The following is a 26,725-nucleotide window of genomic DNA, read 5'->3' as shown; positions in this document are numbered from 1 at the left end:
GCAGGCCCGCCGGCCCGCGCCGGCCCAGGCGCCCGCCGCTGCCCCGCCCGCCGCCCCGGCCGCGCCGGCTGCTCCCGCGCCGGCGTCCGACGGGAACGGGGCACCGGCCCCGGCCTCCGCCCCGACTTCTGCCCCGGCTCCGGCGCCGGCGCCTTCGGCTCGGCGCTCGGGGACGTCGATGACGAAGTCGGGGGCCGCGCCGGCCCGCGCCGCGGCCGCGCCGCCGGTGACGGAGGAGCCCGCTCCGTCGGGAACCGGCCCGGAGCTGTCGGTCAAGGGGCTGGACCAGCCGCGCCGGTCGACGGAGGACCTCAGCTACTCGGCCCCGAGCCTGGACGCCTCGGCCAAGGAGAGCGGCCCGACCAAGGCCGCGAAGAGCGCCACGGTGACCGGCACCAAGGAGCCGGCGCGCAACGCGCCGTGCCCCTGTGGGTCGGGCAAGAAGTACAAGGCCTGCCACGGAGCGCCCTCCCGCTCCTGAGCCCGTCCGCGACGACGCCCCTGCCGGTCCGCCGGCGGGGCGTCGTCGTGTGTGCCGTCCGTTCCGGAGGGCGCCGGGGCCGTGCTCAGCCGATCTGGAGGGCGGTGCACCGCCACCGGCCGTCGATCCCCTCCAGGCGGGCGGCGACCGCGTGCGCGCGGCCCGACCGGCGGGCCACCGCGCTGACCTCGGCGACGCCGTCGACCGGCTCGCAGACGTGCACCGGGCCCAGCAGCAGCGGGGCGGTGCCGCCGCTGCACCAGTGGGGACGGCGGCCGCTGGTGAGCGCGGCGTAGACCCCCGTCGACGTCAGGTGGCGCACCTGGGTGAGCGGCCGGCGGCCGGCGAGCGCCTCCAGGGTGAGGGTGAGCAGCGTTCGTCCGGCCGGTCCCGGGTCGGGCAGGTCGGCCCGTCCCGACCAGGCGGGCCCGAAGCCGGCCAGGAACCCCTCGGGCGTGCCCTCCTCGCGTGGCCGCGGTCCGGGCCGGTGCGGAGGCCGGGGCACCGCGACGCCGGGGAGGACCAGTCGCAGCACCGGCTCCTCCGACAGCGGTGGCTGGGGCGTCGGGACGACCACCAGCCGCAGGGTCGCGGTGGTGAGCGGCTGGTCGGCCGTGGAGGAGGGGGGCGCGGTCATGCGGAACTCCGGTGCTCGTCGGTCGGGATCGGGCTGGGGGTGCTGCGTCACGGGACGGAGGGCGGGCGGAGGACCTGGCCCGGCAGCAGGAGGTCCGGGTCGGGTCCGACCACGTCGGCGTTGGCCTGCCACCACGCCCGGACGGCCGTGGCGATGTCGCCGTCGGTGGGTTCCCGGCCGGACCGGCCGCGGAGGTCGGCGGCGGCGATGTCCCACAGGCAGTCGCCGCGGAGCACCACGTGGTCGCCGGGGGCCGGCGCCGGCCAGTCGGGGACGGGGTCGCTCGCGGCCGGGGTCGGCCGGTCCGGGACGGGGCCGGTGGCGGCCGGCGCGGGCCAGTCGACGACGGCGGCCCCCGTGGAGAGGGTGCCCTCCGCGGAGACGGTGGTCAGTTCGACGGTGGGGAGACCGGGCGTGCCCCCGGCCAACGCCGGCGCTCCGACCGCCAACCCGACGCCGAGCGCGACTGCTGCGGCGCGGCGCGCGCCGGCGGGGAGGAGGCGCCGACTGACGGCGCGGGCGAGGACGCCGGCCAGCCCGGGCAGGGCGGAGAGCGCGGTGAGCACCAGGCCGAGCAGGCCCCAGAGCCAGGTGGCCCACGCGAACGCGGCCACGCCGGCGACCAGCAGGGTCTCGGGCCCGACCGTGTCGGCGGCCCGCTGCAGGTCCGGGCCGGAGTCGGCGAGCCAGGAGAGATCCGGGGTGACCGCGCGCAGGGCGACGGCGGTCGCGGCCATCACCACCGTCGTGCCCAGCAGGCGCCGTGTCGACATGTCTCCTCCTCGGTGGGCGTGCTGCGAGACTAAAGCAAGCAAATGCACGCAAACGCAAGAGACAACGTGGATCTAACCTGAGCGGAGGAGGTGCCGATGCGCTGGCAGCAGTTGTTCGCCGACCTGCAGGCCGAGTTCGACGCGGCCGAGTCCGCGGCCGACCGGGCCGAGGACGGGACCCGGCGGCGGGCGGAGCTGGGAGCGGTGCGGCTGTCCGAGCGGCTCGCGGGCTCGGTGGGGCGGCCGGTGTCGCTGCGCTGCTGGGGTGCCGGCGACGTTGCCGGGACGCTCACCGACGTCGGCCCGGACTGGCTGCTGCTGACCGACGACCGCCGCCGCGAGGTGCTCGTCGCCGCGGCGGCGGTGCGGTCGGTGGCCGGGCTGGCCCGGCGCACCGGACCGCCGGAACCGGACGGGGTGGTGCGGGCCCGGCTCGACCTGCGGCGGGCGGTGCGCGGGCTGGCGCGCGACCGGAGCGTCGTCCACGTGGTCCTCGACGACGGGTCGGTGCACGTGGGCACCGTCGACGGCGTGGGCGCGGACTACGTCGAACTCGCCGAGCACGCCGCCGACCAGCCGCGACGCGCCGCGGCCGTGCGAGGGGTCGCGGCGTTGGCCCTGCCGGCGATCGCGGTGGTGCGCACCCTGGCGCCCGGGCTGGACTGACCGGGATCAGCCCCGGCGGCGTCCTCCGGTCGTGGGCGTGGCCGGCGCCTCGTCCTGAGCGGCGGGCTCATCGGGGGCCGGCGGCTCGGGGACGGTGCCGGCGCGCGCCTCCGCGTACTTCCGCTGGATGAACCGCTCGAGCTCGTCGACCTCCACGCGCCACTGACCGCGGCCGCCGATCTGGATCGCGATGAGCTCCTTGCGGCGGACCAGCGCGTAGGCCTGCGACCACGACACGTTGAGGATCTCGGCGACGTCGTCGAGGGTCAGGAAGCGCGGTGTGGGCATGGGGTCTCCGTCCGGTCGCGCCCAGTCTGGCAGCCCCGTCCGGGTGGGATGAGCGCCGTCCACACCCGAACGTGTGGACGGCGACTGCGCGGAACCGCGTCCGTGTCGCATCATCGGCGTCCGAATGCGGCCGATCGAGGCCGTCGACGGGTGTCGCACAGATGGGAGGACCGCCGGCAGTGAGCGCTCCCCGCACCGCCTCCGGCTCGACGACAGGGCCGGATCCGGCAACCGGGCCCGTGCCGCGCCGCGTGCGGCCACCGCGCTGGCTGGACCTGCGGCTGGTGCTGGGCGTGCTCCTCGTGCTCGGCTCGGTCCTGCTCGGCGCCCGCGTGGTGACCGCGGCCGATGCCACCGTGCCGGTCTGGTCGGCCGCCGGTGACCTGGCCGCCGGCACCGTGCTGGCGGCCGAGGACCTCGTGGCCGTCGACGTCCGGCTCGACGAGGTCGCCGGCTCGTACCTCGCGACCAGCACCCGGCCGGAGGGGCGCACCCTCGCGCGGGCGGTGACCGGTGGCGAGCTGCTGCCGCGCGCGGCGCTCGAGGAGCCGGCCGACCTGGTGCAGGTGGCGCTGCCCGTGCAGGCGGGGTACGTGCCGCCCGGGCTGGTCCGCGGACAGGTGGTCGACGTGTACGCGGTCGCCGGCCCGGCCGCCGGGGCCCTGGCGACCGCGGACTCCGAGGTGTCCCTCGTGGTCGGTGCCGCACCCGTCCAGGCCATCTCGGGCCGGACCGAGGGCGTGCTGTCCACGGCGACGACGACGGTGCAGGTCGTCGTCTCCGTGCCGGCCGGGCGCGCCGCGGCGGTGCTCGCGTCCATCGCCGGCCGGCCCCTGGTGGTCGTGGTGCACGGGTCGGTGGACTCCGCACGTGCGGCGGGCGGGGATGAGGGCGACGAGGCCGGCGCCCCGGCGGCAGACCCGGCGCCGGCGACCGCGCCCGCTCCCGGCCCGGCGACGGCGGGCCCCGCGCCGGCCGATCCCGCCCTTCCGGCTGATCCTGCCGTCCCCGCCGTCCCCGCCGTTCCTGCCGTCCCCGCCGTCCCCGCCGTTCCGGCCCCGGGACCGGGGACCGTCGTGGAGCCGGCGCCCTGATGGCGCTGCAGGTCTTCACCGCCGTCACCGGCGCCGGATGGGAGTCCGCGCTCGTCGGGGCCCTCGACCGGGCCGACCACGGCGTCACCGTCGTCCGCCGCTGCGTCGACGTCGCCGAGCTCCTGGCCGCCGCCGCCACCGGGACCGGGCAGGCGGCGCTCCTCTCCGCGGACCTTCGCCGGCTGGACGCGGACGCGGTCGCCCGCCTGAGTGCCGCCGGCGTGGCGGTCGTGGGCCTGGTGGAGCCGGGCGATGAGCCGGCCACCGCCCGCCTGCACGCCCTCGGTGTCGCGCGGGTGCTCCCCGCCGACGCAGAACCCGACGTCATCGCGCAGGCACTCCGCGAGGCGGTCGCCGGCGGTGTGCCGACGCGGCGCGACATCGCCGATCCGCGTGCGGCCCTGCCCGGGCCGGCACTGCCCGAGCCCCGTGACGAGCGGGCCGCCGGTCGCGGCCGCGTCGTGGCCGTGTGGGGTCCGACCGGAGCGCCCGGCCGGACCACGGTCGCCGTCGGGCTGGCCGACGAGGCCTCCCGGCTGGGCGTGCGGACGCTGCTGCTCGATGCCGACGTCTACGGCGGCGTGGTGGCGCAGGTGCTCGGCCTGCTCGACGAGTCGCCCGGCCTGGCGGCCGCGGCGCGCCAGGCCACTGCCGGGACGCTGGACGAGGCGGCGCTGCGGCGCCTGGCCTGGGCGGTGCGCCCGGGGTTCGGTGTCCTCACCGGGCTGGCGCGTGCCGACCGCTGGCCGGAGCTGCGCCCGCAGGGCGTGAGCGGCGTGCTGGAGGAGGCGCGGCGGACCGTCGACCTGGTCGTCGTCGACTGCGCCTTCAGCCTGGAGGAGGACGAGGAGCTGTCCTTCGACACCGCGGCGCCGCGCCGCAACGGCGTGACGCTCACCGTGCTGGAGGCCGCGGACACGGTGTTGTGCGTCAGCGGGGCCGACCCGGTCGCGCTGCAGCGCACCATCCGGGCGCTGGGTGAGCTGCGCGACGCCCTGCCGGACGTGGAGCCGGTGGTCGTGGTGAACCAGGTGCGGCGCGGGCCGGTGCCCGGCGATCCCCGACGCGAGATCGCCGGAGCCCTCGAGCGGTTCGCCGGCCGCGAGGTGACGCACTTCCTCCCCGCCGACCGCCGTGCCACCGACGCCGCGCTGGCCGCGGGCCGCACCCTCGCCGAGGTCGTGCCCGGATCGCCGCTGCGGTCCGAGCTCCGGTCGATGGCGGCCGCCCTCGCGGGTGTCCCGGTCCCGGCTGCCCGGCGGGGTCGTTCTCCCCGGCGCTCCGTCCTGACCCGGGTGTCGGCCGGTCGCGGTGCGTCGTAGCGTGGGCCGCCGAACCGGAGGAGGCCGATGGTGGAGCGCTTGACCACCCTGGACGCGTCGTTCCTCTACCTGGAGAGACCCGAGAGCCCGATGCACGTCGCGGGTGTGCTCGTGCTGCAGCCCCCGGCCGGCGGGCTGGAGGCGATCGCCTCGCTGGTCGAGGCCCGGCTCGCCCTCGTGCCGCGCTACCGGCAGCGGGTCCTCGAGGTGCCCGGGCACCTGGCGAACCCCGTCTGGGCCGACGACCCGGACTTCGACGTCGAGTACCACGTCCGGCGCTCGGCGGTGCCGCGTCCGGGAACCGAGGCGCAGTTGCTCGACCTCGTCTCGCGGGTGACCGCGCGACCGCTGGACCGGGCCCGGCCGCTGTGGGAGGTCTACCTGGTGGAGGGCCTGGCCGACGGCCGGGTCGCGGTCATCACCAAGACCCACCCGGCCCTGGTCGACGGGCTCGGCGCGGTCGACATCGGGCAGGTCCTGCTCGACACCTCGCCGGACGCTCCGGCGCCGGTGCCCGATGCGTGGCGCCCGCGCCCGCTCCCCGGCGCGTTCCGCCTGGTCCAGGACGCCCTGGAGGAGTACGTCGCGCGACCGTCCGGGGTGCTCGACACCGCACGGCAGGCCGTGGGTGACCTGCGGTCGACCGGTGGCCGCCTCTCGAGCGCGGCGGTCGGCGCCGCTCGGGCGGCCCGGTCGGCGCTGTTCCCGGCCCCGTCCAGCCCGCTCAACGCCACGAGCGGCAGCCGGCGCCGCGTCGTCGTCGCCCGTGCCGACCTCGACGACGTCAAAGAGGTCCGGAAGGCCTCCGGCGGGACGGTGAACGACGTCCTGCTGACCGTGCTGACCGGCGCCGTCAGGGACTGGCTGCTCTCGCGGGGGCAGCCGGTGACGGGGTCGACCACGGTCCGTGCGCTGGTCCCGGTCTCGGTGCAGGGCGAGGAGGAGGAGGCGCCGGGCAGCCGGGTCTCGAGCTACCTGGTGGACCTCCCGGTCGGCGAGCCGAACCCGAGGGTCCGGCTGGCCCGGCTGAGCTACGCGATGCGGGGGGTGAGCCAGCACGGCCGGTCCGTCGGCGCCGACACCCTCATCGCGCTGACCGGGTTCGCACCCCCGACGCTGCACGCGCTCGGTGCCCGCGCCGCCCGCGGACTCTCCCGGCGGATGTTCAACCTGGTCGTCACCAACGTCCCGGGGCCGCAGGTGCCCCTGTACGCGGCGGGCAGCCGGATGCTGGAGGTCTTCCCGGTCGTCCCGCTGGCGCCCGGCCAGGGGCTGTCCATCGGCATCACCAGCTACGACGGCCGGTTGTTCTTCGGACTCAACGCCGACCGGGACAGCGTCGGCGACGTCGACGTGCTCGCCGACCTCATCGAGCAGGAGATCGGGGTCCTCGTCGAGACGGCGGGCTGACCCTCGCCGGGCAGCCGGGGCAGGGAGCCGGGATACCGTCGCGCTGTCCGTCAGCGAGAAGGAGTCCGACCGGTGCGCGTGTACCTGCCTGCGACCACGTCCGTCCTGCGGACCCTCGTCGACGACGGTCGCCTGGCCGGTCCGCACACCGCGTTCGCCGTGACCCCCGGGCTGCGGGAGTTCTACGCGGTGAGCGACGCCGGGGCCGACGTCGAGGAGCTCGAGTACGCGGCCCTGCTGGCGGCGGCCCGGGCCAGCCTCCGGCTGATCGACGTCGACCCGACGGCGGCCCGGCGCCGGGTCGTCGTGGCGGCGGACGTCCCCGACTCCGCGGTCTCCGACGTCGAGAACCCCGACGCCGACCGCGGTGCCGTCCGCGTGACGGCCGACCTCGCGCTCCGCGACGTCGCGAGCGCGCACATCGACGGTGCCGACGCCGAGGACGACGTCCGGGCCGCCGTCGGCGTCGTGCTCGAGGCCGACCTGGGCAGCGAGGAGGCGCAGTTCGCGGTGGACCAGGCCGAGGGCCACGAGCTGGCCTGGTACGCGACCCAGGAGATCGGCGCGGTCGTCGAGCTCATGTGACACCGCGCGGCCCGCGGCGGGACGATCTCCGGAGCCCTGGCCGGCGGCATGGTCACGCGGCCTCCTGGCGGCGGGCCACCTGCACCCGCTGCGCGGCGCCCGACGCGATCAGCCACCCCGATCCGGGGCGGACGGGCAGGGGAGTGCGCGGGAGCCGGATGCCCAGCAGGTCGGCGTCGCCGGGGGCAGGGCAGAGCAGCAACCCGGACCGGCTCCGCCGCAGCGTGGTCACCGGCGACCGGTAGGCGCTGGACAGCTCACCGGCGGTCCCGCCCACCACGAAGACGAGCCCGTCGGCCGTGTCGGGTGCGCCCGCGGCCGTCACGACCGCCGAGTCGGCGACCGCCCCGAAGTCGTCCACCACGACCACGCCGGGCCGAGCGTCGAGCCGGGCGACCCAGCCCCGCCATCCTTCCAGGTCCGCGCCGCTCACCCAGGTCCGCGCGTCCGCCGCGGGCGGGTGCGCGGCGCCGCGGACGACGGCCAGCACCGGCACACCGGCATCCGCCAGGTACCGACCGAAGGACTGCACGGCCGTCCGACGCCCGCTGCCCGGCGTCCCGACGACCAGCAGCCCACCGGTCCGGGCGATGTCCACGGTCAGGAGGGCGCCCTCGTCGCCGCCGGGGCCGAGCGGCAGGTGGAGTCCGTCCCGTGCGGAGGGGGCGGCCGACCGGTCCGGGCTGGGCAGCCGGGGAGCCGCCGGCAGCTCGGGGATCCGCAGCGGAGCGGGAACGGCGGACACCCCGTCCCAGAGCGATGGGTCGGCCCGCCGCGGGAGCGCGAGCTGGCACTCCGCGGCGTCCTCGCCCAGCAGGGCCCGTCCGGGCGGCCGGTGCGCGGGCACCAGCCTCGCCGGGACGCCCGCGACCGCGTAGTCGGCCCGGTCGGGGAGCGGCAGCAGCAAGCGGCCGTGGGCCGCGCCGGCCAGCCGGCTCCCCGGGATCGCGCGGTCGGCGGTGAGCAGGCAGGTCAGGCCCGCCGCCGCGCCGTCCCGGAGCAGTCGCAGCAGCGCGGCGGAGCCACGTCCCGGGTCGGACTCGTCGAGCTGACCGGTCAGCGACTCCAGGCCGTCGACGAGCAGCAGCAGGTGCGGCGGCCGGTCCCCGGAGGAACCGGCACGGCGGCGGGCCACCTCCTGGCCGAGCCGGTCGAGCAGCCGCACCGTGCGCAGCGGGTCCTCGCCGCCGACGGTGGTCCCCGCGTGCGGCCACGCGGCGGCGACCGAGGCCAGGGCACCGCCCCCGTGGTCGAGGACGTGGACGTGCAGCTCTGCTGGCGAGAGCCGGGTCGCCGCCTCGACGAGGACGGTCCGCAGGAACGTGGTCCGGCCGCTGCCGGCGCCCCCGACGGCCAGCAACCCACCGCCCCGGGACAGGTCGACCACGAAGGGTTCCTGGGCCTGAGCGGCCGGGCGGTCGACGAGGCCGACGACCAGCCGAGCCCGCGCCGCGGCGCTGCGATCCGGTGGGTCCTCTCCGGACACCGGCGGGAGGTCCCCGCTCCGGACGACGTAGGGGAGCGCGGGACACCAGGGCCGGTGGGGGCGCGGCCGTCCGGTCTCCTGGGCGAGGCCGGCGAGCGCGGCGCAGATCCGCGCCAGGTCGGTGGGCCCCGACAGCGCGTCCCCCCGGGGCGGGGCGGCCGGCGACCGTGGCCACTGCCAGCGCCGGACCACGGGGTGCGGGTCCGGCGGACCCGGCGGTGACCCCGCCACCCGTGCCACCTGGAACAGCGCGGGGGCGCCGGCGCCGGCCCGCAGGAGGGCCCGGCCCGCGAGCTCGACCGGGAGCAGGGCGGCCGAACCGGTGCCGAGCACGTCCCTCGACTCGGCCTCGTCGGTGGTCCGCAGGCAGATCCGCAGGGTGCAGTTCGCCCGGATCTCGGGGGACACGACGCCGCTGGGCCGTTGCGTGGCCAGCACGAGATGGACGCCCAGTGACCGTCCGCGCTGCGCGATGCCGACCAGACCGGTCACGAACGACGGGAGCTCCTCGACCAGACCCGCGAACTCGTCGACGACGATCACCAGGCGGGCCAGCTCCACCGTGTCGGGCAGCGCGGCCAGGTCGGCCACCCCGTGCTGGGCGAGGAGCGTCTCCCGGCGGGTCAGTTCGGCGGCGAGCGACCGCAGGGCCCGCTCGGTGGCCGCCGCGTCGAGGTCGGTGAGCAGGCCGACGGCGTGGGGCAGCGCGGCGGCCTCGGCGAACGCCGCGCCGCCCTTGTAGTCGATGAGCAGGAAGGAGCACCGGTCCGGCGGATGGGCGAGGGCGAGACTCGCGATCAGCGTCTGGAGGAGCTCCGACTTCCCCGAGCCGGTCGTCCCGGCGACCAGCGCGTGGGGGCCGTCCCGGCAGAGGTCGACCGACAGCACGCCGCCGGCGGTGCGGCCCAGCGTGGCGACGAGAGCACTCCGCGTCCGGGGCCAGTGGCCGCTCGTCGCTCCGTCGGCTCCGATGCGCACCCCCTGGCCGGACAGCTCCAGCAGTCGCACGCGCGTGGGCACGCCCTCGTCGGCCCCCGCCGGAAGGAGCACGGCGAGGTCGCGGGCGAGGGTGTCCGCGACCTCGGACGGGAGGCGGTCGACCGTCACCTCCGCCCGGTCGGGGGTCGCCGGCAGCACGAGCACCCCGCCGTCGCCGGTCTCCCCGCTCAGTTCGAGGACTGCGTCGGTGGCGGCGGGGACCTCCTGCCTCGACCGGCCGGGTGCCAGGACGAGGACCCCCACCTGACGGGCCTGCCGGAGCAGGGCCGCGAGCCGCGGGTCGGCGGGCAGATCGACGACGACGGCCAGCCACCCGAGCGCTCCGGGGGGGTCAGCCGGACCCGGGCGTCCGCCGGGTGCGGTCTGCGTGGCTCGGGCGCGGCGTCGGTCCACCACGTCGCGCAGCCAGGCCGTCGCACGCCCGTCCGTACCCGCGACGCACACGTGCACGGCGCCGGGAGCCAGGTGCGGCAGCCAGCGGAGCCAGGCCCAGTCGGTCAGTCGCTCGGGCGTCGTGAGGAGGGCCAGGTCGACCTCGCCGGGGGCGTGCAGGACGGCCAGCTGGGCGACGACACCGGCGAGCACACCCACCGCGCGTGCGCGTGGACCGGCGACGCCGAGCCCACCGGTGGACCTCAGCTCGACGACGACCGGGCGGTCCGGGGCGACCTCCCGCTCCCCGAACCCGCTCCGTCGGGCGCGGGTGACCCGCGTGCGCCCGGGGCCCGTGCCGACGCGCACCGCCACGGCATCCACGTCACCGCGCCGGCGCTCCCAGAGCGGAGCGGACCGACGCCGGACCGCCGTCGCCAGCGCGGCGAGGTCGGGGTGCGCCACGTGCGCGGCCAGGCTGTCGGCGCGCAGCGCGTCGGCCAGCCGGTCGTCGGCGGCGGCGAGCTCCACGGCGTGCGCGGCCATCGCCCGCCGCGTGCTCTGCCGGCCCGACCAGCGGTCGGAGAGCCAGGTGCCCACCGCGACGACCGGGCTCAGCAGCGCGAAGAAGAGGAAGTGCGGAGAGCCGAGCACCGACGCCAGGACGACGCCGCCGACCGCGGGGAGTGCCACCGCCACCCAGGCGAGGCGCCGTCGTGGCGGCGACGTCGGCGGATCGGGGAAGAGCACCTCGACGTCGGGGTGGCGGGCGACCGTGCGGGGGTGCGGGCGCAGCTGGACCCGGCCCGCCGAGGCGGGGCGCACGACCGCCGGGGCCCCACCGGGGCCGACGACGGTGAGCGCGCTGGCTCCGACGCGCAGCACCGCGCCGACCGGCCAGGGCACAGGACTCGCGCCGACCGGTCTCCCGTCGAGCCGGCTGCCGTTGGTGGACCCCTCGTCGGCGACGGTGAGGTCGCCGGCGCCCACCTCGATCCGGGCGTGCCGCCGGGAGACGTCGGGGTCCTCCAGGGGGATGTCCGCGCCGCGGCCGCGGCCCAGGAGGTGCCCGCCGCGGGCGAGCCGCATCGTCGTGCCGGCGCCCGGACCGCCCACCACGTGCAGCTGCAGGGCGCTGAGCCCCTCACCGGCTCGCTCCCGGGGCGCGGGACGGCCGAGGCCGAGCACTGCCCCGTGCGCCAGGGCCGGATCGGCCATCGGCAGGTGTCCGGGCAGCCGGGCGGAGCCCGACCAGATCCCTGGGGGCTCCGTCCCGAGGGCGTCGGCGAGCGCCGGCAGCACCGTGTCGAGGCGGCCGTCGTCGGGCGCGAGGACCTCCACGTCGACGGGACCGCCGGGCGTGAGCACGGTCCAGCAGCGAGCGGCGAGTGACGGCGTGGCAGGGGCGGGCACGCACCGACCCTCGACCGCGGCTGCTCGGGAGCCACCCCGCCGCCGGGATCTGTGGAGGGGGAACCGGACTGTGGACGGCCGGCGTCGCTCCGGCGGGGCCCGACCTAGCGTGCGCCGTGACCGGGAGGTTCCCGGAACCCGAGGAGGTCCACGTGAAGGTCGACATCGCCACCCTGCAGTCGATGGCCGGGCAGTGCCGGGCCGAGGCCGCGGACAGCACCGCTCGGCACGCCACCCTGTGGAGCAGCGTGAACGGCTCCGTGCTCGACGGCTGGACCGACAGCCAGGCCGCGGTGCAGTTCACCGAGCTGTACGAACAGTGGCGGCTCAGCGCGCAGGGGGTCAGCGACGCGCTCACCGGCATGGGGACCCTGCTGGACGGCGTCGCCGCGTCCTACCAGCAGCACGAGGCCGACATGGCCGCACGCATCGGAGCCCTGCTCTGAGGGGCGCGTCCGAGGCCGTCGGGAGGCGTCGTGCCCGCCCACCCGGGTCAGCCCGGGGGCGCGGCGCCGGTCGGCTGGACGACAGCCGGGTCGCGGCGGCCGAGCCGGCCGCGCAGCTGCCGGGCCGCGTCGGGGAGTCGCTCCCAGGGCAGGATCGAGAGGATCGCCACGCAGTGCGGCAGGAAGATGATCTTCACGCTGGCGAAGACCGACAGGTGGAAGCCGAGCAGGAAGACCACGAGCGCCAGCCGTGCCCGCTTCGACCAGACCAGCAGCATGAGCGGCGCGGCGAACTCCAGCAGGAGCATCGCCCACTGCGCGGCCACGAGCAGGCCGGGCACCTCGAGGGTCCAGTCCGACAGGACCGTTCCGCGGCGGACGATCGCCCGGGCCAGGGTCGAGCCGGTCGCCCAGTCCCATCCTCCGAAGCGCATCTTCGCCCAGGCGGCCAGGAAGTAGGTGAGCATGACGGTGACGAACACCGCGGCCATCGCCCAGCCGGCGGCCTCGGAGCTGCGCCGGTCCCGCCACCGCACGCGTCCGATGGTGGGCAGCACCGCGAGGGCGACGAGGTAGGCGATCCGGTCGTGGTCCACCTTCCCGTAGCTCATGGCGATGACCATCCACTCGAAGTAGAGGACGAACACCGCGGTGCCGAGCAGGCGGGGCGCCCGACCGGTGGCCGCCGCGAGGGCGGCGGCCACCAGTGCCCACTGAACGCCGTGCACCACCGCTGCCGTCGGCGTGGGCAGCGGCAGGAGCTGACCGATGGTGAGCGGCTGGTAGTACTCGGTCGGGACAGCGGCGTGCGCGCGGACCCAGGCCGTCGTGAGGAAGACGTCGACCGGGACGAACAGGTAGGCGATCGTCCGGAAGACCGCGATCCGGGCCAGCGGCACGGGCCGGAACCACCACCCGTGGCCGCGCCCCGACTCCTGCGCCGTCTCCGGCTGCGCGCCGGTGCCCGGGCTGTGGCTCACGGGGTGGCCTCCAGGTCGTGGGCGACGACGACGTCGTCGGTGACCTCGCCCGTGCGCCGGCCGTCCTCTAGGGCGTACCGGCGCAGCACGACCCGCACCTCGACGAGGGGTTCGGCGTCAGGGTGGTGGTCGGCGTAGGACTCCGCGAGCAGGCTCAGCAGGTCCGGCTGCTCCGCCAGACGGGAGAGCTGTCCCTCGAACTCGGCGCGGCGAAGCCCCACTTCGCCGCCGGAGAGCCGGATCTCCTCTCCGGCGGCGGTCAAGCCGACCACGCGGGTCGAGACCACCGGGCGGTCGGGGTCGGCCCGCGTCGAGTACATGCGGAACGGCCCGAACGGGAAGTCCGCGTCGGTGCCCCACAGGTTGCCGCCCAGCAGCACGGCCAGGACGACGGCGCAGGCGGCGAGCCGGGTCCGGCGGCCGGTGGGGGAGAGCGTCAGGACGCCGGTCTCCCCGGGGTCACGAGCAGGGGGAGCCGGTACCACCGGGGCATCGTAGGATCGGCGCCCGTCCAGATGGGGCAGCGACGCCGCGTGGTGGGCAACTGGCCCCGCTGGGCGCGGTGGCCCACGGCTGAGGCCGTCCGTGCCCCGCAGCCTGAGCCACGCCGGGAGCGCGCACATGCAGTTCGGTCGGTACTACGAGGAGTTCGAGGTCGGGGCCGTCTACAAGCACTGGCCCGGCAAGACCGTCACCGAGTACGACGACCACCTGTTCTGCCTGCTCACGATGAACCACCACCCGCTGCACCTGGACAGCCACTACGCCGCGGAGACCACCGACTTCGGCAGGAACGTCGTGGTCGGCAACTACGTGTACTCGCTGCTGCTCGGCATGAGCGTGCCGGACGTGTCGGGCAAGGCCATCGCCAACCTGGAGGTGGAGTCGCTGCGGCACGTGGCGCCGACCTTCCACGGCGACACGATCTACGGCGAGACCACGGTGCTCGACAAGACCGAGTCGCGGTCGAGGGACGACCGCGGAGTCGTGCACGTCGAGACGATCGGCTACAAGCAGGACGGCACCGTGGTGTGCGTCTTCCGGCGCAAGGTGATGGTGCCCAAGCGCTCCTACGGGGAGGCTCGTGGCGGAGAGCAGCCCGGCCGGCCGGAGCCGGCGCCGCGCGGCTGAGCCCGGCCATGGGGCTGCGGGCCGCACCCCACGGCGAGGCCGCCCCCCGGCGAGGGCCGCACCGCACGGCGAGGCCGCGCCCCGCGGCGCCCGGCACGTCAGGCCGGCAGTGCTCCCCAGCCGCGCAGCGTCTCCAGCAGCAGCGGAGTGCACGGCAACCGCGCCAGGTCGGCGGCGTCGGCGAAGGTGACCGCGTCCGCGTCGTCCCCGGCCACCGGCACGGCGTCCGGCTCCAGCAGGGTGCAGGCGTAGTCGACGACGGCGTACACCACCCCGGGGCCCGGGATGCGCACCCGGCCCACCTCGGCGCCCGCCCGCACCGCCAGGCCGGTCTCCTCGCGCACCTCCCGCTCCACGGCGGCGGCGGGGGACTCACCGGGTTCCACCCGTCCACCCGGCACCGACCACAGCCCGCGGCTGGGTTCGTGGCCCCGGCGGATCAGGAGCAGCCGTCCGGAGGCGTCGAGGACCACCGCCCCGACGCAGTCGAGGACCGGCAGCGGCCCGGGGACGGCGGGGTCGGACGGCATGCCGGGCACGGTACGCACGCGGCCCGGACACTCCGCTTGACGAACCCCGCCGGTCACAGGACGGTGTTGCCCGATGACTGTCACCACGGTCTGCCCCCGCTGCGGCGAGCGGTTGGTGGTCCGCCCGGGGAACACCGCCCAGGCCTGGTGTCACGTGCACGGTGCGGTGACGCCGCTGCACCACACCCTGCTGGTCGCCCACGACGCGATCTCGGCGGTCACCGCCGACGCCCGGGTGCCCGCCTGGGTGCCCGACCCGATGCCGTCGGGCTGGACGGTCACCGGCATGGCGTGGGGCGGGGAGCCCGGGGCCCGCGCGATCGTCGTCGACTGCTCCGGCCCGGCGCCCCTCGGCGGGACGGCGGAGCTGGTGCTGGTCGCCGAGGAGCCCGGGATGGGCGTCGGCTGCGGCTACGCCGGGCTGCCCGGACTGGACCCGGGCGACGTGATCTCCGGTCCCTCGTCGGCCGACGTCAAGGCCGCGGGGCAGCACGCCCCGCTGTGGGCGGTGCCCACCTCCGACGACCGCGCGGCCTTCGTCGGGGAGGCCTTCGGCGTCTGGTTGTGGCTGGTCATGTGGCCGATGTCGGCGGCCTGGCTGCTCGCCGAGCACCTCGAGCTGCTCGACCTGCGGGAGCGGCTCTACCCCGACCTCCCGCTGGGGCCGCCCAGCGAGCACCTGCTGCCCGGGACGTGACGGACCGGACCGGACCGGCCCGCAACCCGGGCGGCGTGTCCCGGAAGAGCACCCTGGTACCTGTGTTACCCATGGTGCTCGGCGTGGGCACACGCCTGTCGACGCACCCAGGAGGTGACGGTGAGCCTGAAGAAGGTCCTCGCCTGGCTGGTGGTCGCCTTCGTGCTGTTCTACGTCATCCAGGCGCCGGAGAGCTCGGCCGAGATCGTCCGCAGCGCCGGCGAGGCCCTCGGCGACGCGGCGTCCTCCCTGGCCGCCTTCGTCGGCTCGCTGGTCTAGCCGTCGGCGCATGACCGGCCCGGCAGGCGCCCGGCCGCCGGCCGAGGGCCGGCGGCCGCGCTGGAGCAAGGACGCCGAGAAGTACCTGCTGCCGCACGAGCACCCTCCGGTCGTCGCCACCCGCCGGCACTGGGCCGTGCTCATCGAACCGATCGCCAAGGGCCTCCCGCTGCTCGTCGCCGGCGGGTGGCTGCTGCTGCTCGACCCGCGCAACCGGGTGTCGACGACGGCCGGCTTCCTCGTGCTCGTCGGTGTGGCGGTCTACCTCTCGCTGCGGATCGGCGAGTGGTGGATGCGGCACTTCCTCGTCACCAATCGCCGCGTCCTGCTGACCAGCGGCATCATCGTCCGCACCGTGGCGCTGCTGCCGCTGCGCCGGATCACCGACCTCACCTACAAGGAGACGCTGGTGGGGCAGGTGCTGGGGTACGGCACCTTCCGCTTCGAGTCGGCGGGGCAGCAGCAGGCGCTGTCGGAGATCACCTACCTCCCGCGGGCGGACCTGCTCTACCGCAAGGTCAGCAACCTGCTGTTCGGTGCCGACGGCGCCGACACCGGGGACGACGAGGGCAACCTCGACCCGCGGTCGTCGCGCCGCCGCCGCGTCGGGCGCCGGGACACCCGGCCGATCGCGGGGGAGCGGCCGCGCCGCGGCCGGCCACCGCGGGTGGCCGGCCCCCGGGACGGGCAGTCTGACCGGTGATGAGGATCGATCTGCACACCCACTCGTCGGTCTCCGACGGCACCGAGACCCCGGCCGAACTCCTGGCGACGGCGCGGGCGGCCGACCTGGACGTCGTCGCGCTCACCGACCACGACACGACGGCGGGCTGGGCGGAGGTGGAGCAGGCCCGGCCGGCAGGGCTGACCGTCGTCCCCGGGATGGAGCTGTCCTGCCGCTGGTTCCCCGGCGGCGCGCCACCGATCAGCGTCCACCTGCTGGCCTACCTGTTCGACCCCGAGCACCCCGCCCTCGCCGCCGAGCGGACCAGGTTGCGCACCGAGCGGCTCGGCCGCGGGGAGCGCATCGTGGACGCCCTCGCCGCGGCTGGCTACCCGGTGGCCTGGGCCGAGATCGTCGAGCGCTCGCAGGGCGGGGTGGTCGGCCGGCCGCACGTCGCGCGGGCCCTGGTGGAGGCCGGTGTCGTCGAGTCCGTCGACCACGCCTTCGCCACCCTGCTCCACCACCGCAGCCCCTACTACGTGGCCAAGGCCGACACCGACGTCCTGGCCGGGATCGCGCTGGTCCGGGCCGCCGGCGGGGTGCCGGTCTTCGCCCACGGTCTGGCCACCAAGCGGGGCCGGGTCGTCGGGGACGAGGCGATCGCCGCGATGGTCGGCGCCGGCCTGCTCGGCCTGGAGGTCGACCACCCCGACCACGACGAGCAGGAGCGCGAGCACCTCCGGGGTCTGGCCGGTGAGATGGACCTGCTGGTCACCGGCTCGAGCGACTACCACGGCACCAACAAGACGACGCCGATCGCCGCCTGCACCACCGCGCCGGACCAGCTGGAGGCGCTGCTGGCGGCCGGCACCGGCGCCGCGCCGTACCGCGACTGACGCCGGGACCGTCGGCCGCGGCGGCTAGCGTGGAGGCGTGGTGCAGTCGGGAACCGCGCAGTCGCAGCTGGAGATGCCGGGCATGCCGCGCCGGCTGTTCCCGGCGACGCCGAGCAAGCTCGCCTCGTTCGCCGACTGCCCGCGCCGCTACCGGTTCGCCTACCTCGACCGGCCGACCCCGCCCAAGGGCCCGGCGTGGGCGCACAACACGGTGGGCTCCGCGGTGCACGCCGCGCTGCGCTCGTGGTGGGAGCTGGCCCTGGAGAAGCGGACGACGGCCGGCGCCCGGCAGCTGCTCTACTCCGTCTGGTCGACGGCCGGCTTCCGCGACGCCGAGCAGGCCGACCGCTGGCGGGCCCGGGCGGCGGGGTGGCTCACCGACTACGTCGGTGGTCTGGACCCGGCCGACGAGCCGGTCGGTACCGAGCGGCAGGTCGCCGCCACGACCGAGCGGCTGGCGCTGTCGGGCCGGATCGACCGCATCGACCAGCGCGGCGACGAGCTCGTCGTCGTCGACTACAAGACCGGCCGGGCGGTCTGCACCGACGACGAGGCGCGGGGCTCACCCGCACTGGCCGCCTACGTGCTGGGCGTGCGCCGCACGCTCCGCCGGCCGTGCAACCGGGTCGAGCTGCACCACCTGCCCAGCGGCACGGTGGCCGCGTTCGAGCACACCGAGCGGTCGCTGGCCAACCACGTCCGGCGGGCCGAGGACATCGCCGCCGACATCGGCACGGCCACCGCGGCGGTCGACGAGGGGCAGGACCGGGACGCCGCGTTCCCGGCCGCCCCGGGCCGGCAGTGCGGCTGGTGCGACTTCCGGCCCAGCTGCCCGACCGGTCAGGCCGCGACGCCGTCGCGGGAGACCTGGAGCTTCCTCGCCGAGGACGACGACCTCACGCGCTGACCGGCTGCGCCCGGGCCACCCGCTCGAGGCCCGCCCACACGATGGGGGAGCGCCGGGCCCGCTGGGGCAGCCGCAGCACCGCCAGCCGGAACGCCCGCACCGCCCCCGTCGCCGCCGGGTCGGTCACGCCGAACCCGGGCAGCGAGTACATCCGCCGGGCCCACTGCGGCAGCGTCGCCACCGCGAGGGACGCCAGCGTGCCCCACGCCGGGCGGGCCGGCGTCAGGAAGCGCACCCAGGCCGGCATCGGCGGGGTGACCACCAGCCGCATCGCGTCGCGGGCGGCCGGGGTGAGGGCCAGCGACGGCCGGACGCGGGCGAAGTAGCCGGCCAGCTCCGCGACGGTGCGCGGCACCTCGGCCTCGGTGCAACCGACGAGGGCGGCGGCGGTCACCTGCTCGGCGACGTACCGGTCGGCGTCGGTGTCCGTGGTCACCACCGCGGCCCGGCGGGCGACGTCGAGCAGCGAGTCGACCTCGCAGCAGTGCACCCACAGCAGCAGGTCGGGGTCGTCGACCCGGTAGGCGCGGCCGCTCTCCGGCTCCACGCCGGCCAGCCGCCGGTGGATGCCGCGCACCCGCCGCACCGCCCGCACGGCCTCGCGGCGGGTACCGAAGGTCACGGTGTCGACGTAGGCGGCGGTGCGGGCCAGGCGCGGCCACGGGTCGGTGCGGAAGCCCTCGGAGAGGGTCGCCACGCCGTCCATCGCCACCGGGTGCAGTGCCTGGAGCAGCAGCGCCCGCAGCCCGCCGACGGAGAACACCGGGTCGGCGTGCACCCGCCAGGTGACGCTGTCGGGACCGAAGAACCCGAGCAGGTCCTCCTCCGGGGTCCAGTCCCGGGCCGAGGGCGTCACGGCCGGGCCGCGGACCCGGCCGTGACCGAGGCCCAGAAGCCGAGGAACACCGCGAGCAGCCGGTGCGGGTTCTCGATGGCGGGGGAGTGGATCGACCCCGGGATGACCTCGCAGGGGGCACCGAGCCGCCGCGCCATGTCCGCCTGGGCGGCCGGCGTCCACGCGTCGTCCGCGGCTCCGTGCGCGACCAGCACCGGCACCCCCGTGGCCGCGAGCTCCGCCACCCGGTCCGGCTCGCCGGTCATCGCGTCGGCCATGCCGCGCAGGCCGGCCTCGCTGTTGGCCAGGAACCGCCGGGTCAGGAACGCCCGGGTGGGGGCGGGGACGGACTGTGCCTTCGGGTCGGTCATCGACAGCTGCTCGAGGGTCTCGTGCACCAGCTCCACGCCGCCGGCGTCCAGCAGGGGGGCGAGGTGGTCGAGCAGCTCGGCGCGCGGACCGACCAGCCGCGACGGGCCGGAGCCGAGCAGGGTCAGGGAGGTGAACAGCGACGGCTCGGCCAGGACGGCGGCCCGGCTGACCAGCCCGCCGAAGCTGTGCCCGACCAGGTGCAGGACGCGGCACCCGGCGCGCAGCTCCCGGGCGACGGCGACCAGGTCACCGGCCAGCTCGGCGACGGTGTAGCGGGAGGGGTCGTCGGGGCCGGGCGACTCGTACTGGCCGCGCTGGTCGAGCGCGATCACGCGGTAGCCGGCGCCGCACAGGGGCCGCAGCAGGGGCGCGAAGTCCTCCTTGCTGCCGGTGTAGCCGGCCACCATGAGGACGGTGCCGCTCTCCCCGTCGCCCTCGGTGTCCAGCGCGACGAGCGGCCCGGCCCCGCCGGCGAACGTCCGGTGGCGGGCGTCGTGGTCGGCCAGCTGCCGCAGGTCGTCCGGGGCGATGGAGAGCGGGGCGCTGTCGTCGGGACCGGCGGGCATCACCATGCCCCCAGTCAACCCCGCCCGGCGCGGCGGTGTCGCCCCCGGCTCCACCCTTGCGGACGGCTCAGCGCGAGGCGACCACCCGATCGGGCTCCCCGGCGACGACGACCGGCCCCGCGACGGTGACCAGCGCGTCCGCCGGCAGGCCGGCGACGGTGGTACGGCCGAGTTCGTCCCCGGTCGCGAGGTCGCGCAGCACGACGGTGCCGCCCTCCGGGACCGGGACGGCGGTCACGGGGGACAGCAGCTTGCCGGCCGCCGCGCCGGACGGCAGCCCGGTCGCGGGCACCTGCCAGCGGAGGGCGCCGGTGGTCTGGTCGACGGCGGAGAGCTCCCCGTCCGCCAGGACCAGTGCGGTGTCGCCGAGCCCCGTCATCCGGGCGGCCGTGCCGGGGAGCGGGTTCCCCACGGGGGTGCCGTCGCCGGCGGCGAGCAGGTGGACGCCGTCCGCACCCGCGACGGCCACCGCCCGGTCGACGCCGGCCAGCACCGTCCCCTCCGGGACGTCGCGGGTCCACCGAGCCGCGCCCTCGAAGCCGTCGAAGAGCCGCAGCTGCCAGGCCGACGTCCCCGCGCACCGCTGCAGGACGACGACCCCCGCCTGCCCGACGTCGGCGTCGACGATCCGGCAGCCCTCGCCGGCCGGCTGCCGCCAGCGGGTGCCGTCCCCGACCGGGTCGATGGTGACCACGCCGGTGGGGGCGACGGCCAGGACGATCCCGTTGGTGCTGTGCAGCGTCACGTCGGAGCGGTAGCTGACGTTCCGCGTCCACGAGCGCACGCCGGTGTCGACGGCCAGCGCCACGGCCTCGTCGCAGCGGTCCTCGGTGCGGAAGACCGCGACCACGACGCTGCCGATCAGCGTCCAGTCGCAGAGCCGGGCGTTGGCGCGGCTGTACTGCCAGGCCACGTCGCCGGTCCCGACGTGGAGTGCGCGCACCCCGTGCCGGTCGCCGACCACGACGCGGCCGCCGTGCACCGCCGCCTCGCCGGTGGTCGGGGCAGTCCAGACCGTGGAGACGGCGCCGGCCGGCGCCCCCGAGGGGACGCCGGCCGGTTCAGCCGTGGTGCTGCGGGTCGCCGCCGCGTCCGAGCCGCGCCACAGCAGGGCGGCCAGGACGACGAGCGCGAGGGTGGCCGCCGTCCAGATCCACACCCGCGGCGGCGGGCGGCGCGGACCCACCGCTGCGGCGTCTCAGGCGGCCGGCTCGGCGGAGCCGCGGGTGGCGCCACCGCGACGACGACGCCGCCGGCGCGGCTTGGCCGCCTCGCCGGAGGCGCCGGACTCACCCGACTCACCGGTCTCGCCGGCAGGGGCGTCGGCCGCGGCCGGGGCTGCCGTGTCGGCCGCGCCGGTCCCGCCACCGCGGGTGCGCCGGCGCGGTCGGCTGGTGCGGGGGGCGGCCGGGGGAGCCTCGTCCTCGCGGGCGGGGCCGCGCGAGCCTCCGCGGGTGCGCTTGCCGGTCTCGCCGAGGTCCTCGAGGGTCTCGGCGTCCAGCCCCTCGCGGGTGCGCTGGGCGCGGGGCAGCCGGCCGGTCGCGCCCTCGGGCACGTCCAGGTCGGAGTAGACCCACGGGGAGGTGGAGTAGGTCTCCGGCGGGTCGGTGAAGTCGAGGTCCAGCGCCTTGTTGATCAGCTGCCACCGCGGGATGTCGTCCCAGTCGACCAGGGTCACCGCGACACCCTCGCTGCCCGCCCGGCCGGTGCGGCCGATCCGGTGCAGGTAGGTCTTCTCGTCCTCGGGGCACTGGTAGTTGACGACGTGGCTGACCCCGGTGACGTCGATGCCGCGGGCGGCGACGTCTGTGGCGACCAGCACGTCGACCTTGCCGCTGCGGAAGGCGCGCAGCGCCTGCTCGCGGGCGCCCTGGCCGAGGTCACCGTGCACGGCCGCCGCGGCGAAACCGCGCTCGACCAGCTCGTCGGCGACCTTCTGGGCGGTGCGCTTGGTGCGGCAGAACACCATGACCAGGCCACGGTCGCGTGACTGCAGCACGCGGGAGAGCAGCTCGGGCTTGTCCAGGTTGTGCGCCCGGTAGATGAACTGGGTCGTCTGCGGAACGGTCGAGCCCTCGTCGTTGCCGTGCGCCCGGATGTGCGTCGGCTGCGTCATGAACGAACGCGACAGGGTCACGATCGGCCCGGGCATCGTCGCGGAGAACAGCATCGTCTGCCGCTTGTCCGGGACCATCGCCAGGATCCGCTCGATGTCGGGCAGGAAGCCCAGGTCGAGCATCTCGTCGGCCTCGTCGAGCACGAGGACCTTGACCTTGCCGAGGATCAGGTCGCCGCGCTGGGCCAGGTCGAGCAGTCGCCCCGGGGTGCCGACGACGATCTCGACGCCGTTCTGCAACGACTGGACCTGCGGCTCGAAGGCCCGGCCGCCGTAGATGGCCTGCACGCGGATGCCGCGCTTGGCACCGGCGGTCGCCAGGTCGCGGGAGACCTGGACGCAGAGCTCACGGGTGGGGACGACGACCAGCGCCTGCGGTACGCCGTCACCGCCCTCGGCCGGGGGGACGACGCGCTGCAGCATCGGGACGCCGAAGCCGAGGGTCTTGCCGGTGCCGGTGCGGGCCTGCCCGATGAGGTCGTGCCCGGCCAGCGCCAGCGGGAGGGTCAACTCCTGGATGGCGAAGGTGCGGGTGATCCCGACCTCGGCCAGGGCGGCGATGACGTCGGGATGCACGTCGAAGTCGCTGAACAGCGGGCTGTCCGGGGCGACGGGTGCGCCGCCCAGCTCCTCGACCTGCGACTCCAGCTCCTCGGGCGCGGGGGCGCCGGTCTCGGCGTGCTCGAGGTCGGTGGTGGTGGTGTTCTCGATGGAGGTCAGTGCTCTCGCCTCTGGTCTGCTGGGGGACGGCGCCGGCGGCGGGGGTCCGCTGCGTCGGAGCCGTCCCGCTGGGTGGTCGCGGGATGGGTTCCAGCGCCAACGCAGCCAGCAGAACCGGGCGTTCGGGTTCGGCCCGGGAGACAGCCCTCGAGGAGCGTCGTCCAGCGGTCGTCAGCGCACAGATGTCCTAGCGAACCGGAGGGCTCGCCGATTCCCATCGTAACCTGCGCACCGGTTAGCCTCCTCGCGCCGCGCTGTCCGGTCCGCTCGGGCGCCTCGTGCGAGACGGCCGCCGCGTCCGCCCGCCGAGCCCTGGAGCCGCCCGTGAGCACGGCCGACAACCGCGCCGTCGTCGACCTGCTGGGGGTGCTGGCCTACGCGGAGCTGACCGCGTTCGACCGGCTCGCCGAGGACGCCCGCCTCGCCCCGACGCTCGCCGGGCGGGCGGCGCTGGCGGAGATGGCGGCCGCGGAGATCGGTCACCACGCCCGGCTCACCGCGCGCCTGACCGAGCTCGGCGCCGACCCCACCGAGGCGATGACGCCGTTCGTGGCGGCGCTGGACGCCTTCCACGAGAGCACCCGCCCCCGCACCTGGCTGGAGGGGCTGGTCAAGGCCTACGTCGGTGACGGACTGGCGGCCGACTTCTACCGCGAGATCGCCACCTTCCTGCCCGACCCGGACCAGGCGCTGATCCTCGACGTGCTCGCCGACACCGGGCACGCGGACTTCGCCGTGCGGGAGGTCCGGGCGGCGATCGCGGCCCACCGGACCGTCGCCGGCCGGCTGGCCCTGTGGGGACGGCGGCTCGTGGGCGAGGCCATCACCCAGTCGCAGGCGGTCGTCGCCGAGCGCGAGGAGCTGGCCCGGCTGATCATGGCGGGCACCGGGGACCTCGCGGGGATCGGCCGGCTCATCGCCCGGATCACCTCCGCGCACACCGAGCGGATGAAGACGCTCGGTCTCAACCCCTGACGGGAGTCGTCGTGCCGCACCTGCTCGTCGTGGGCGCCGGGCCGGGTATCGCGGCGGCCACCGCCCGCCGGTTCGGTGCGGCCGGCTGGTCGGTCTCGCTGGTCGCCCGGCGCCGGGAGGTGGTGGCGGAGCTCTGCGCCGGCCTCGCGGCCGACGGGGTCGAGGCCGCCTCCGCCGTCGCGGATGCCGGCGACGCCGCCGCGCTGACCGCCGCCATCGGGGAGCTGATCGCCGCGGCCGGACCGGTGGACGCGCTGCTGCACAACGTCTCGGTGGGCCGGGAGGTCCCCGCCGCCGACCTCACGCCCGAACAGCTGACCGCCGATCTCGCGGCCGGCGTCGTCGCCCTGCAGACGGCGGTGCGCGCGGTGCTGCCGGGGATGGCCGGGCGCGGCGCCGGCACGGTCCTGGCCACCGGCGGCGGGACGGCGGACCGGCCCATGGCGGCGCTGCCCACGCTCGGCGTCCAGAAGGCGGCGCTGCGCTCGCTCGTCGGCGCCCTGGCCGCCGACCTCGCCCCCCGCGGCGTGCACGTGGCCACCGCGACGATCCGCGGGCTGGTGGGGGAGGACCGGCAGATCACGCCGGACCGGATCGCCGCGCTGTACGAGGAGCTGGTCGCCGAGACCGCCGGCCCGCGGGAGGCCTGGCGCACCGTCGTCGACCTGTGAAAGGACCCCGGTGCCCCCCACGCCTCGCAAGCTCGGCGCGGGCCCCTGCACCGGGGCCTCCTCCAGGTCCTACGCTCCGGCGATGAAACCCACCCGGCGCTGGTCGGGCTGCGCGATCTCCACGTAGGCGATGCGGTCGACCGGGACGAGAACCCGGCGGCCACGGTCGTCGACCAGGGTCAGCAGGCCGTCCTTCGTCGCGCCGGACATGGCCTTCGCCACCTCGCTGGCGATCTCGTCGGGGGTCTGGGGGCTGTCGATGACCAGCTCCCGGGGGGAGTGTTGGACACCGATCTTGACTTCCACGGGGGATGCCTCCTCGAGTTGCGCGGCTGTCTTCCACGCTAGTGCAGCCGCAGAACCGCCGACCGGCGGTGCGGGTGCGCCGTCAGCGAAACGTCGCGCTCAGTGCGCCGCGTGCTCGCCGCCCTCGAGCCGGGGGAAGTTGGAGATCCCCCGCCACGACAGCGCCGTCATGAGGGCCACCGCCTCGTCGCGGGACACCGTGCCCTTGCGGTCCAGCCACCAGCGGGCGCTGGTCTCGGCGAGCCCGGTCATGCCCGAGGCGAGCAGCAGCGCCCGTTCCCGGTCGACGCCGGTGTCGGCGGCGATGACCTCGGCGATCGCCTCCACGCAGGAGTGGTGACCGCGGTCGGCGAGCGCCCGCACCTCGTCGTCGTTGCGCAGGTCGGACTCGAACACCAGCCGGAACGCCGAGCCCTCGGTGTTGATGAAGTCGAAGTAGGCGCCCACGGCGCCGTTGACCCGCGTGCGGTTGTCGTCGGTGCCGGACATCGCGTCGCGCACCCGGTCGGTGAGCTCGGTGACCTGCTGCTCCAGCAGGGCCACGTACAGCTCCCGCTTGCCGGGGAAGTGCTGATAGAGCACCGGCTTGCTGACGCCGGCCCGGTCGGCGATGTCGTCCATCGCGGCCGCGTGGTAGCCCTGCGCGACGAAGACCTCCTGCGCGGCCTGCAGCAGCTGCAGCCGCCGGGCGCCGCGGGGCAGGCGGGACGATCGGCGGGCGGGCGCGGGAACGGACCGGGGCAGCGACATGACGTCCGGATGTTACCGGCGGGTCACGGGGATGCGCCCTGCGTGCGGCGCTGACCTACCGTCGGCGGGTGATGCGCACGCCGTCCGCCCCGCCCGCCGTCCCGGCCCGCCTGTCCACCGTTCCGCTGCCCCGCACCGACGCGGTGCCCCCGCCGTGGCCCGGTGGGCCGGTGCCGGTCCGGGGCGGGGAGGTCTTCGTCCGGCGGACGCCGTGGACCGGGCCGGTCGACGGTCGTCGGGACGGCGCCCCGCGGGAGCGGGTGCTGTACGTGCACGGCCTCGGCGGGGCGTCGACCAACTGGACCGACCTCGCCGCGCTGCTCGCGGTCCGCTTCGACGGGTGGGCGGTGGACCTGCCCGGGTTCGGGCGCTCGCACCCGCCGGCCCGCAGCGCGTACTCCGTCCGGGGGCACGTGCGGGCCGTCGTCGACCTGCTGGAGCGGATCGCCGCGGAGCCGGGGGAGGGCGCGGGGCGGCCGCTGCACCTGGTGGGCAACTCGCTGGGCGGGCTGGTGTCGCTGCTCGTGGCCGCCCGCCGGCCCGACCTCGTGGCCACGCTGACCCTGGTGTCCCCGGCGATGCCGGTGTACCGGGTGCCCTCGGTGTTCAGCCGCGCCCTCCCGCTGCTCCTCCTGCCCGGCGTGCCGGCGCTGGCCGAGCGGCGGCTGACCGGCGTGACGCCCGAGCAGCAGGTGCGCGGGATGCTGGCGATGTGCTTCGGCGACCCGTCCCGGGTGCCGCGCGCGCGGCTGGACCAGGCGCTGGAGGAGATGCGTGAGCGGGCCGGGCAGCCGTGGGCCGTGCGCGCGCTGACCCGCAGCATGCGCGGCCTGATCACCTCCTACCTCCGGGTGGGCGCGGCCAACGCCTGGCGTGCGGCGCGCCGGCTGCGGCCGCCGACGCTGGTGGTCTGGGGGGACCGCGACCGGCTGGTCGACCCGGCCCTGGCGCCGCGGCTGGCCACCGCCGTCCCCGACGGCCGGCTGCTCCTGCTCGAGGGCGTGGGGCACGTCGCGATGATGGAGGCCGCGGAGCCGACCGCCCGGGCCGTCCTCGCCCTCGCGGAGGACGCCGCCGAGGCGGCCGCGACCCGGTCGGTGGGGTCGGACGGCGCGGCGGAACCGCTCGGCGCGCAGGCGTCCTGAGCGCCCGTCGCGAGACGTCCCGGTCCGACACACGCCGGGGCTGCGAGGTGTCCCGGAGACTCCGCGGACCGTGAGAGCCTGGCGGGGTGAGCCCCGCGGACCCGCCCCCCGGCCGCGGGCCGGTCCGGCGCCCGGGTCCACCGCCGCCGGCGGTCCGGCGCGGAGGTGAGCCGGAGCGGATCCGGCCGCGGGTCCCGCCGCCCGCACCCGGCC

29 protein-coding genes are annotated in these 26,725 nt (G+C 76.6%); 16 read left to right on the top strand and 13 right to left on the bottom strand.

The features are described from left to right. Positions 1 to 178 precede the first annotated feature (178 nt). Entirely contained in the window at positions 179 to 481 is a 303-nt protein-coding gene (locus MY520_RS25155; protein ID WP_436695429.1) for an SEC-C metal-binding domain-containing protein, read from the top strand. Positions 482 to 566: 85 nt separating this feature from the next. Here the strand turns inward: MY520_RS25155 and MY520_RS25150 are convergent, their stop codons facing one another. Continuing rightward, entirely contained in the window at positions 567 to 1,118 is a 552-nt protein-coding gene (locus MY520_RS25150; RefSeq protein WP_436695428.1) for an Rv3235 family protein, read from the bottom strand. A gap of 47 nt (positions 1,119 to 1,165) precedes the next feature. After that, positions 1,166 to 1,891, bottom strand: a complete 726-nt coding sequence (locus MY520_RS25145; RefSeq protein WP_436695427.1) for a LysM peptidoglycan-binding domain-containing protein — start codon at positions 1,889 to 1,891, stop codon at positions 1,166 to 1,168. Between the two features lie 96 nt (positions 1,892 to 1,987). Here MY520_RS25145 and MY520_RS25140 point away from each other — a divergent pair, with 96 nt between their 5' ends. Next, positions 1,988 to 2,557: a hypothetical protein gene (locus tag MY520_RS25140; protein WP_436695426.1), complete on the top strand. Its 570-nt coding sequence runs from the start codon at positions 1,988 to 1,990 to the stop codon at positions 2,555 to 2,557. A 6-nt stretch (positions 2,558 to 2,563) separates the two neighbouring features. Here MY520_RS25140 and MY520_RS25135 read toward each other — a convergent pair whose 3' ends face one another. Next, positions 2,564 to 2,845: a helix-turn-helix domain-containing protein gene (locus MY520_RS25135; RefSeq protein WP_436695425.1), complete on the bottom strand. Its 282-nt coding sequence runs from the start codon at positions 2,843 to 2,845 to the stop codon at positions 2,564 to 2,566. Between the two features lie 179 nt (positions 2,846 to 3,024). Between MY520_RS25135 and MY520_RS25130 the strand changes: the two genes are divergently transcribed. The 4 genes from MY520_RS25130 (at position 3,025) to MY520_RS25115 (ending at position 7,256) form a co-directional block, all read left to right on the top strand. Continuing rightward, positions 3,025 to 3,939, top strand: coding sequence for an SAF domain-containing protein (locus tag MY520_RS25130; RefSeq protein WP_436695424.1), 915 nt, complete (start codon positions 3,025 to 3,027; stop codon positions 3,937 to 3,939). Further along, the gene (locus MY520_RS25125) at positions 3,939 to 5,261 is read left to right on the top strand and encodes an AAA family ATPase (RefSeq protein WP_436695423.1); all 1,323 of its coding nucleotides are present in this window, start codon (positions 3,939 to 3,941) and stop codon (positions 5,259 to 5,261) included. The genes MY520_RS25130 and MY520_RS25125 overlap by 1 nt, the downstream gene beginning before the upstream one ends. Positions 5,262 to 5,288: 27 nt before the next feature. Further along, positions 5,289 to 6,671 carry a WS/DGAT/MGAT family O-acyltransferase gene (locus MY520_RS25120; protein ID WP_436695422.1) on the top strand — a complete coding sequence of 461 codons (1,383 nt, stop codon included), beginning with the start codon at positions 5,289 to 5,291 and terminating at the stop codon, positions 6,669 to 6,671. A 72-nt stretch (positions 6,672 to 6,743) separates the two neighbouring features. Beyond that, entirely contained in the window at positions 6,744 to 7,256 is a 513-nt protein-coding gene (locus MY520_RS25115; RefSeq protein WP_436695421.1) for a DUF6912 family protein, read from the top strand. A gap of 52 nt (positions 7,257 to 7,308) precedes the next feature. On the opposite strand, the gene MY520_RS25110 is transcribed toward MY520_RS25115, so the two are convergent. Next, a complete protein-coding gene (locus tag MY520_RS25110; protein WP_436695420.1) occupies positions 7,309 to 11,526 on the bottom strand; it encodes an FtsK/SpoIIIE domain-containing protein in 4,218 nt (1,405 codons plus the stop codon). 152 nt (positions 11,527 to 11,678) lie between these two features. On the opposite strand from MY520_RS25110, the gene MY520_RS25105 reads away from it, so the two are divergent. Further along, a complete protein-coding gene (locus MY520_RS25105; RefSeq protein ID WP_436695419.1) occupies positions 11,679 to 11,972 on the top strand; it encodes a WXG100 family type VII secretion target in 294 nt (97 codons plus the stop codon). A gap of 47 nt (positions 11,973 to 12,019) precedes the next feature. Here MY520_RS25105 and MY520_RS25100 read toward each other — a convergent pair whose 3' ends face one another. Together MY520_RS25100 and MY520_RS25095 are read right to left on the bottom strand one after the other, a co-directional pair. Beyond that, on the bottom strand, positions 12,020 to 12,952 hold the full coding sequence (locus MY520_RS25100; protein ID WP_436695418.1) for an HTTM domain-containing protein: 933 nt from the start codon (positions 12,950 to 12,952) through the stop codon (positions 12,020 to 12,022). Next, entirely contained in the window at positions 12,949 to 13,437 is a 489-nt protein-coding gene (locus MY520_RS25095; RefSeq protein ID WP_436695417.1) for a hypothetical protein, read from the bottom strand. The genes MY520_RS25100 and MY520_RS25095 overlap by 4 nt, the downstream gene beginning before the upstream one ends. 136 nt (positions 13,438 to 13,573) lie before the next feature. Here MY520_RS25095 and MY520_RS25090 point away from each other — a divergent pair, with 136 nt between their 5' ends. Then, entirely contained in the window at positions 13,574 to 14,083 is a 510-nt protein-coding gene (locus tag MY520_RS25090) for a MaoC family dehydratase (RefSeq protein WP_436695416.1), read from the top strand. 98 nt (positions 14,084 to 14,181) lie between these two features. Here the strand turns inward: MY520_RS25090 and MY520_RS25085 are convergent, their stop codons facing one another. Continuing rightward, complete coding sequence (locus tag MY520_RS25085) at positions 14,182 to 14,613, bottom strand: NUDIX hydrolase (protein ID WP_436695415.1); 432 nt, start codon at positions 14,611 to 14,613, stop codon at positions 14,182 to 14,184. Between the two features lie 73 nt (positions 14,614 to 14,686). Between MY520_RS25085 and MY520_RS25080 the strand changes: the two genes are divergently transcribed. From MY520_RS25080 to MY520_RS25060, 5 genes are all read left to right on the top strand, one after another. After that, positions 14,687 to 15,310, top strand: a complete 624-nt coding sequence (locus MY520_RS25080; protein ID WP_436695414.1) for a DUF6758 family protein — start codon at positions 14,687 to 14,689, stop codon at positions 15,308 to 15,310. Between the two features lie 120 nt (positions 15,311 to 15,430). After that, positions 15,431 to 15,589, top strand: coding sequence for a hypothetical protein (locus MY520_RS25075; RefSeq protein WP_436695413.1), 159 nt, complete (start codon positions 15,431 to 15,433; stop codon positions 15,587 to 15,589). A 10-nt stretch (positions 15,590 to 15,599) separates the two neighbouring features. After that, complete coding sequence (locus MY520_RS25070) at positions 15,600 to 16,292, top strand: PH domain-containing protein (RefSeq protein ID WP_436695412.1); 693 nt, start codon at positions 15,600 to 15,602, stop codon at positions 16,290 to 16,292. Then, a complete protein-coding gene (locus MY520_RS25065) occupies positions 16,292 to 17,149 on the top strand; it encodes a PHP domain-containing protein (protein ID WP_436695411.1) in 858 nt (285 codons plus the stop codon). Before MY520_RS25070 ends, MY520_RS25065 begins: the two co-directional genes overlap by 1 nt. A 37-nt stretch (positions 17,150 to 17,186) precedes the next feature. Next, entirely contained in the window at positions 17,187 to 18,056 is an 870-nt protein-coding gene (locus MY520_RS25060) for a RecB family exonuclease (RefSeq protein ID WP_436695410.1), read from the top strand. Here the strand turns inward: MY520_RS25060 and MY520_RS25055 are convergent. From MY520_RS25055 to MY520_RS25040, 4 genes are all read right to left on the bottom strand, one after another. Further along, entirely contained in the window at positions 18,046 to 18,912 is an 867-nt protein-coding gene (locus tag MY520_RS25055; RefSeq protein ID WP_436695409.1) for an oxygenase MpaB family protein, read from the bottom strand. The genes MY520_RS25060 and MY520_RS25055 overlap by 11 nt on opposite strands. After that, complete coding sequence (locus MY520_RS25050) at positions 18,909 to 19,835, bottom strand: alpha/beta fold hydrolase (RefSeq protein WP_436695408.1); 927 nt, start codon at positions 19,833 to 19,835, stop codon at positions 18,909 to 18,911. The genes MY520_RS25055 and MY520_RS25050 overlap by 4 nt, the downstream gene beginning before the upstream one ends. Positions 19,836 to 19,896: 61 nt before the next feature. Next, positions 19,897 to 21,015 carry a PQQ-binding-like beta-propeller repeat protein gene (locus MY520_RS25045; protein ID WP_436695407.1) on the bottom strand — a complete coding sequence of 373 codons (1,119 nt, stop codon included), beginning with the start codon at positions 21,013 to 21,015 and terminating at the stop codon, positions 19,897 to 19,899. Between the two features lie 12 nt (positions 21,016 to 21,027). Continuing rightward, positions 21,028 to 22,521 (bottom strand): DEAD/DEAH box helicase, encoded by a 1,494-nt coding sequence (locus tag MY520_RS25040; protein ID WP_436695406.1) that lies wholly within the window; start codon positions 22,519 to 22,521, stop codon positions 21,028 to 21,030. 468 nt (positions 22,522 to 22,989) lie between these two features. Between MY520_RS25040 and MY520_RS25035 the strand changes: the two genes are divergently transcribed. Together MY520_RS25035 and MY520_RS25030 are read left to right on the top strand one after the other, a co-directional pair. Beyond that, the gene (locus MY520_RS25035) at positions 22,990 to 23,640 is read left to right on the top strand and encodes a ferritin-like fold-containing protein (protein ID WP_436695405.1); all 651 of its coding nucleotides are present in this window, start codon (positions 22,990 to 22,992) and stop codon (positions 23,638 to 23,640) included. 11 nt (positions 23,641 to 23,651) lie between these two features. Beyond that, the gene (locus MY520_RS25030) at positions 23,652 to 24,311 is read left to right on the top strand and encodes an SDR family oxidoreductase (protein WP_436695404.1); all 660 of its coding nucleotides are present in this window, start codon (positions 23,652 to 23,654) and stop codon (positions 24,309 to 24,311) included. A gap of 69 nt (positions 24,312 to 24,380) precedes the next feature. Here the strand turns inward: MY520_RS25030 and MY520_RS25025 are convergent, their stop codons facing one another. Together MY520_RS25025 and MY520_RS25020 are read right to left on the bottom strand one after the other, a co-directional pair. Then, entirely contained in the window at positions 24,381 to 24,617 is a 237-nt protein-coding gene (locus MY520_RS25025) for a DUF3107 domain-containing protein (protein WP_436695403.1), read from the bottom strand. 99 nt (positions 24,618 to 24,716) lie between these two features. Continuing rightward, the gene (locus tag MY520_RS25020) at positions 24,717 to 25,367 is read right to left on the bottom strand and encodes a TetR/AcrR family transcriptional regulator (protein WP_436695402.1); all 651 of its coding nucleotides are present in this window, start codon (positions 25,365 to 25,367) and stop codon (positions 24,717 to 24,719) included. Positions 25,368 to 25,438: 71 nt separating this feature from the next. Here MY520_RS25020 and MY520_RS25015 point away from each other — a divergent pair, with 71 nt between their 5' ends. Beyond that, positions 25,439 to 26,512 (top strand): alpha/beta fold hydrolase, encoded by a 1,074-nt coding sequence (locus MY520_RS25015; protein ID WP_436695430.1) that lies wholly within the window; start codon positions 25,439 to 25,441, stop codon positions 26,510 to 26,512. Positions 26,513 to 26,725 lie beyond the last annotated feature (213 nt).

The sequence above is a fragment of the Geodermatophilus sp. CPCC 205506 genome, assembly GCF_051383635.1.
In the GTDB taxonomy this organism is placed as follows: Bacteria; Actinomycetota; Actinomycetes; order Mycobacteriales; family Geodermatophilaceae; genus Geodermatophilus.
The sequence above is the reverse complement of the archived record's forward strand: the minus strand, read 5'-3'. Positions and strand labels throughout refer to the sequence as shown.

Excerpts from the sequence above, each read along its gene's own strand:
- MY520_RS25135 (WP_436695425.1), bottom strand. The coding sequence starts at position 2,845 with ATGCCCACACCGCGCTTCCTGACCCTCGACGACGTCGCCGAGATCCTC.
- MY520_RS25150 (WP_436695428.1), bottom strand. The coding sequence starts at position 1,118 with ATGACCGCGCCCCCCTCCTCCACGGCCGACCAGCCGCTCACCACCGCG.
- MY520_RS25125 (WP_436695423.1), top strand. The coding sequence starts at position 3,939 with ATGGCGCTGCAGGTCTTCACCGCCGTCACCGGCGCCGGATGGGAGTCC.
- MY520_RS25020 (WP_436695402.1), bottom strand. The coding sequence starts at position 25,367 with ATGTCGCTGCCCCGGTCCGTTCCCGCGCCCGCCCGCCGATCGTCCCGC.
- MY520_RS25070 (WP_436695412.1), top strand. The coding sequence starts at position 15,600 with ATGACCGGCCCGGCAGGCGCCCGGCCGCCGGCCGAGGGCCGGCGGCCG.
- MY520_RS25080 (WP_436695414.1), top strand. The coding sequence starts at position 14,687 with ATGACTGTCACCACGGTCTGCCCCCGCTGCGGCGAGCGGTTGGTGGTC.
- MY520_RS25065 (WP_436695411.1), top strand. The coding sequence starts at position 16,292 with ATGAGGATCGATCTGCACACCCACTCGTCGGTCTCCGACGGCACCGAG.
- MY520_RS25145 (WP_436695427.1), bottom strand. The coding sequence starts at position 1,891 with ATGTCGACACGGCGCCTGCTGGGCACGACGGTGGTGATGGCCGCGACC.
- MY520_RS25050 (WP_436695408.1), bottom strand. The coding sequence starts at position 19,835 with ATGGTGATGCCCGCCGGTCCCGACGACAGCGCCCCGCTCTCCATCGCC.
- MY520_RS25085 (WP_436695415.1), bottom strand. The coding sequence starts at position 14,613 with ATGCCGTCCGACCCCGCCGTCCCCGGGCCGCTGCCGGTCCTCGACTGC.
- MY520_RS25120 (WP_436695422.1), top strand. The coding sequence starts at position 5,289 with ATGGTGGAGCGCTTGACCACCCTGGACGCGTCGTTCCTCTACCTGGAG.
- MY520_RS25015 (WP_436695430.1), top strand. The coding sequence starts at position 25,439 with ATGCGCACGCCGTCCGCCCCGCCCGCCGTCCCGGCCCGCCTGTCCACC.
- MY520_RS25090 (WP_436695416.1), top strand. The coding sequence starts at position 13,574 with ATGCAGTTCGGTCGGTACTACGAGGAGTTCGAGGTCGGGGCCGTCTAC.
- MY520_RS25140 (WP_436695426.1), top strand. The coding sequence starts at position 1,988 with ATGCGCTGGCAGCAGTTGTTCGCCGACCTGCAGGCCGAGTTCGACGCG.
- MY520_RS25155 (WP_436695429.1), top strand. The coding sequence starts at position 179 with ATGACGAAGTCGGGGGCCGCGCCGGCCCGCGCCGCGGCCGCGCCGCCG.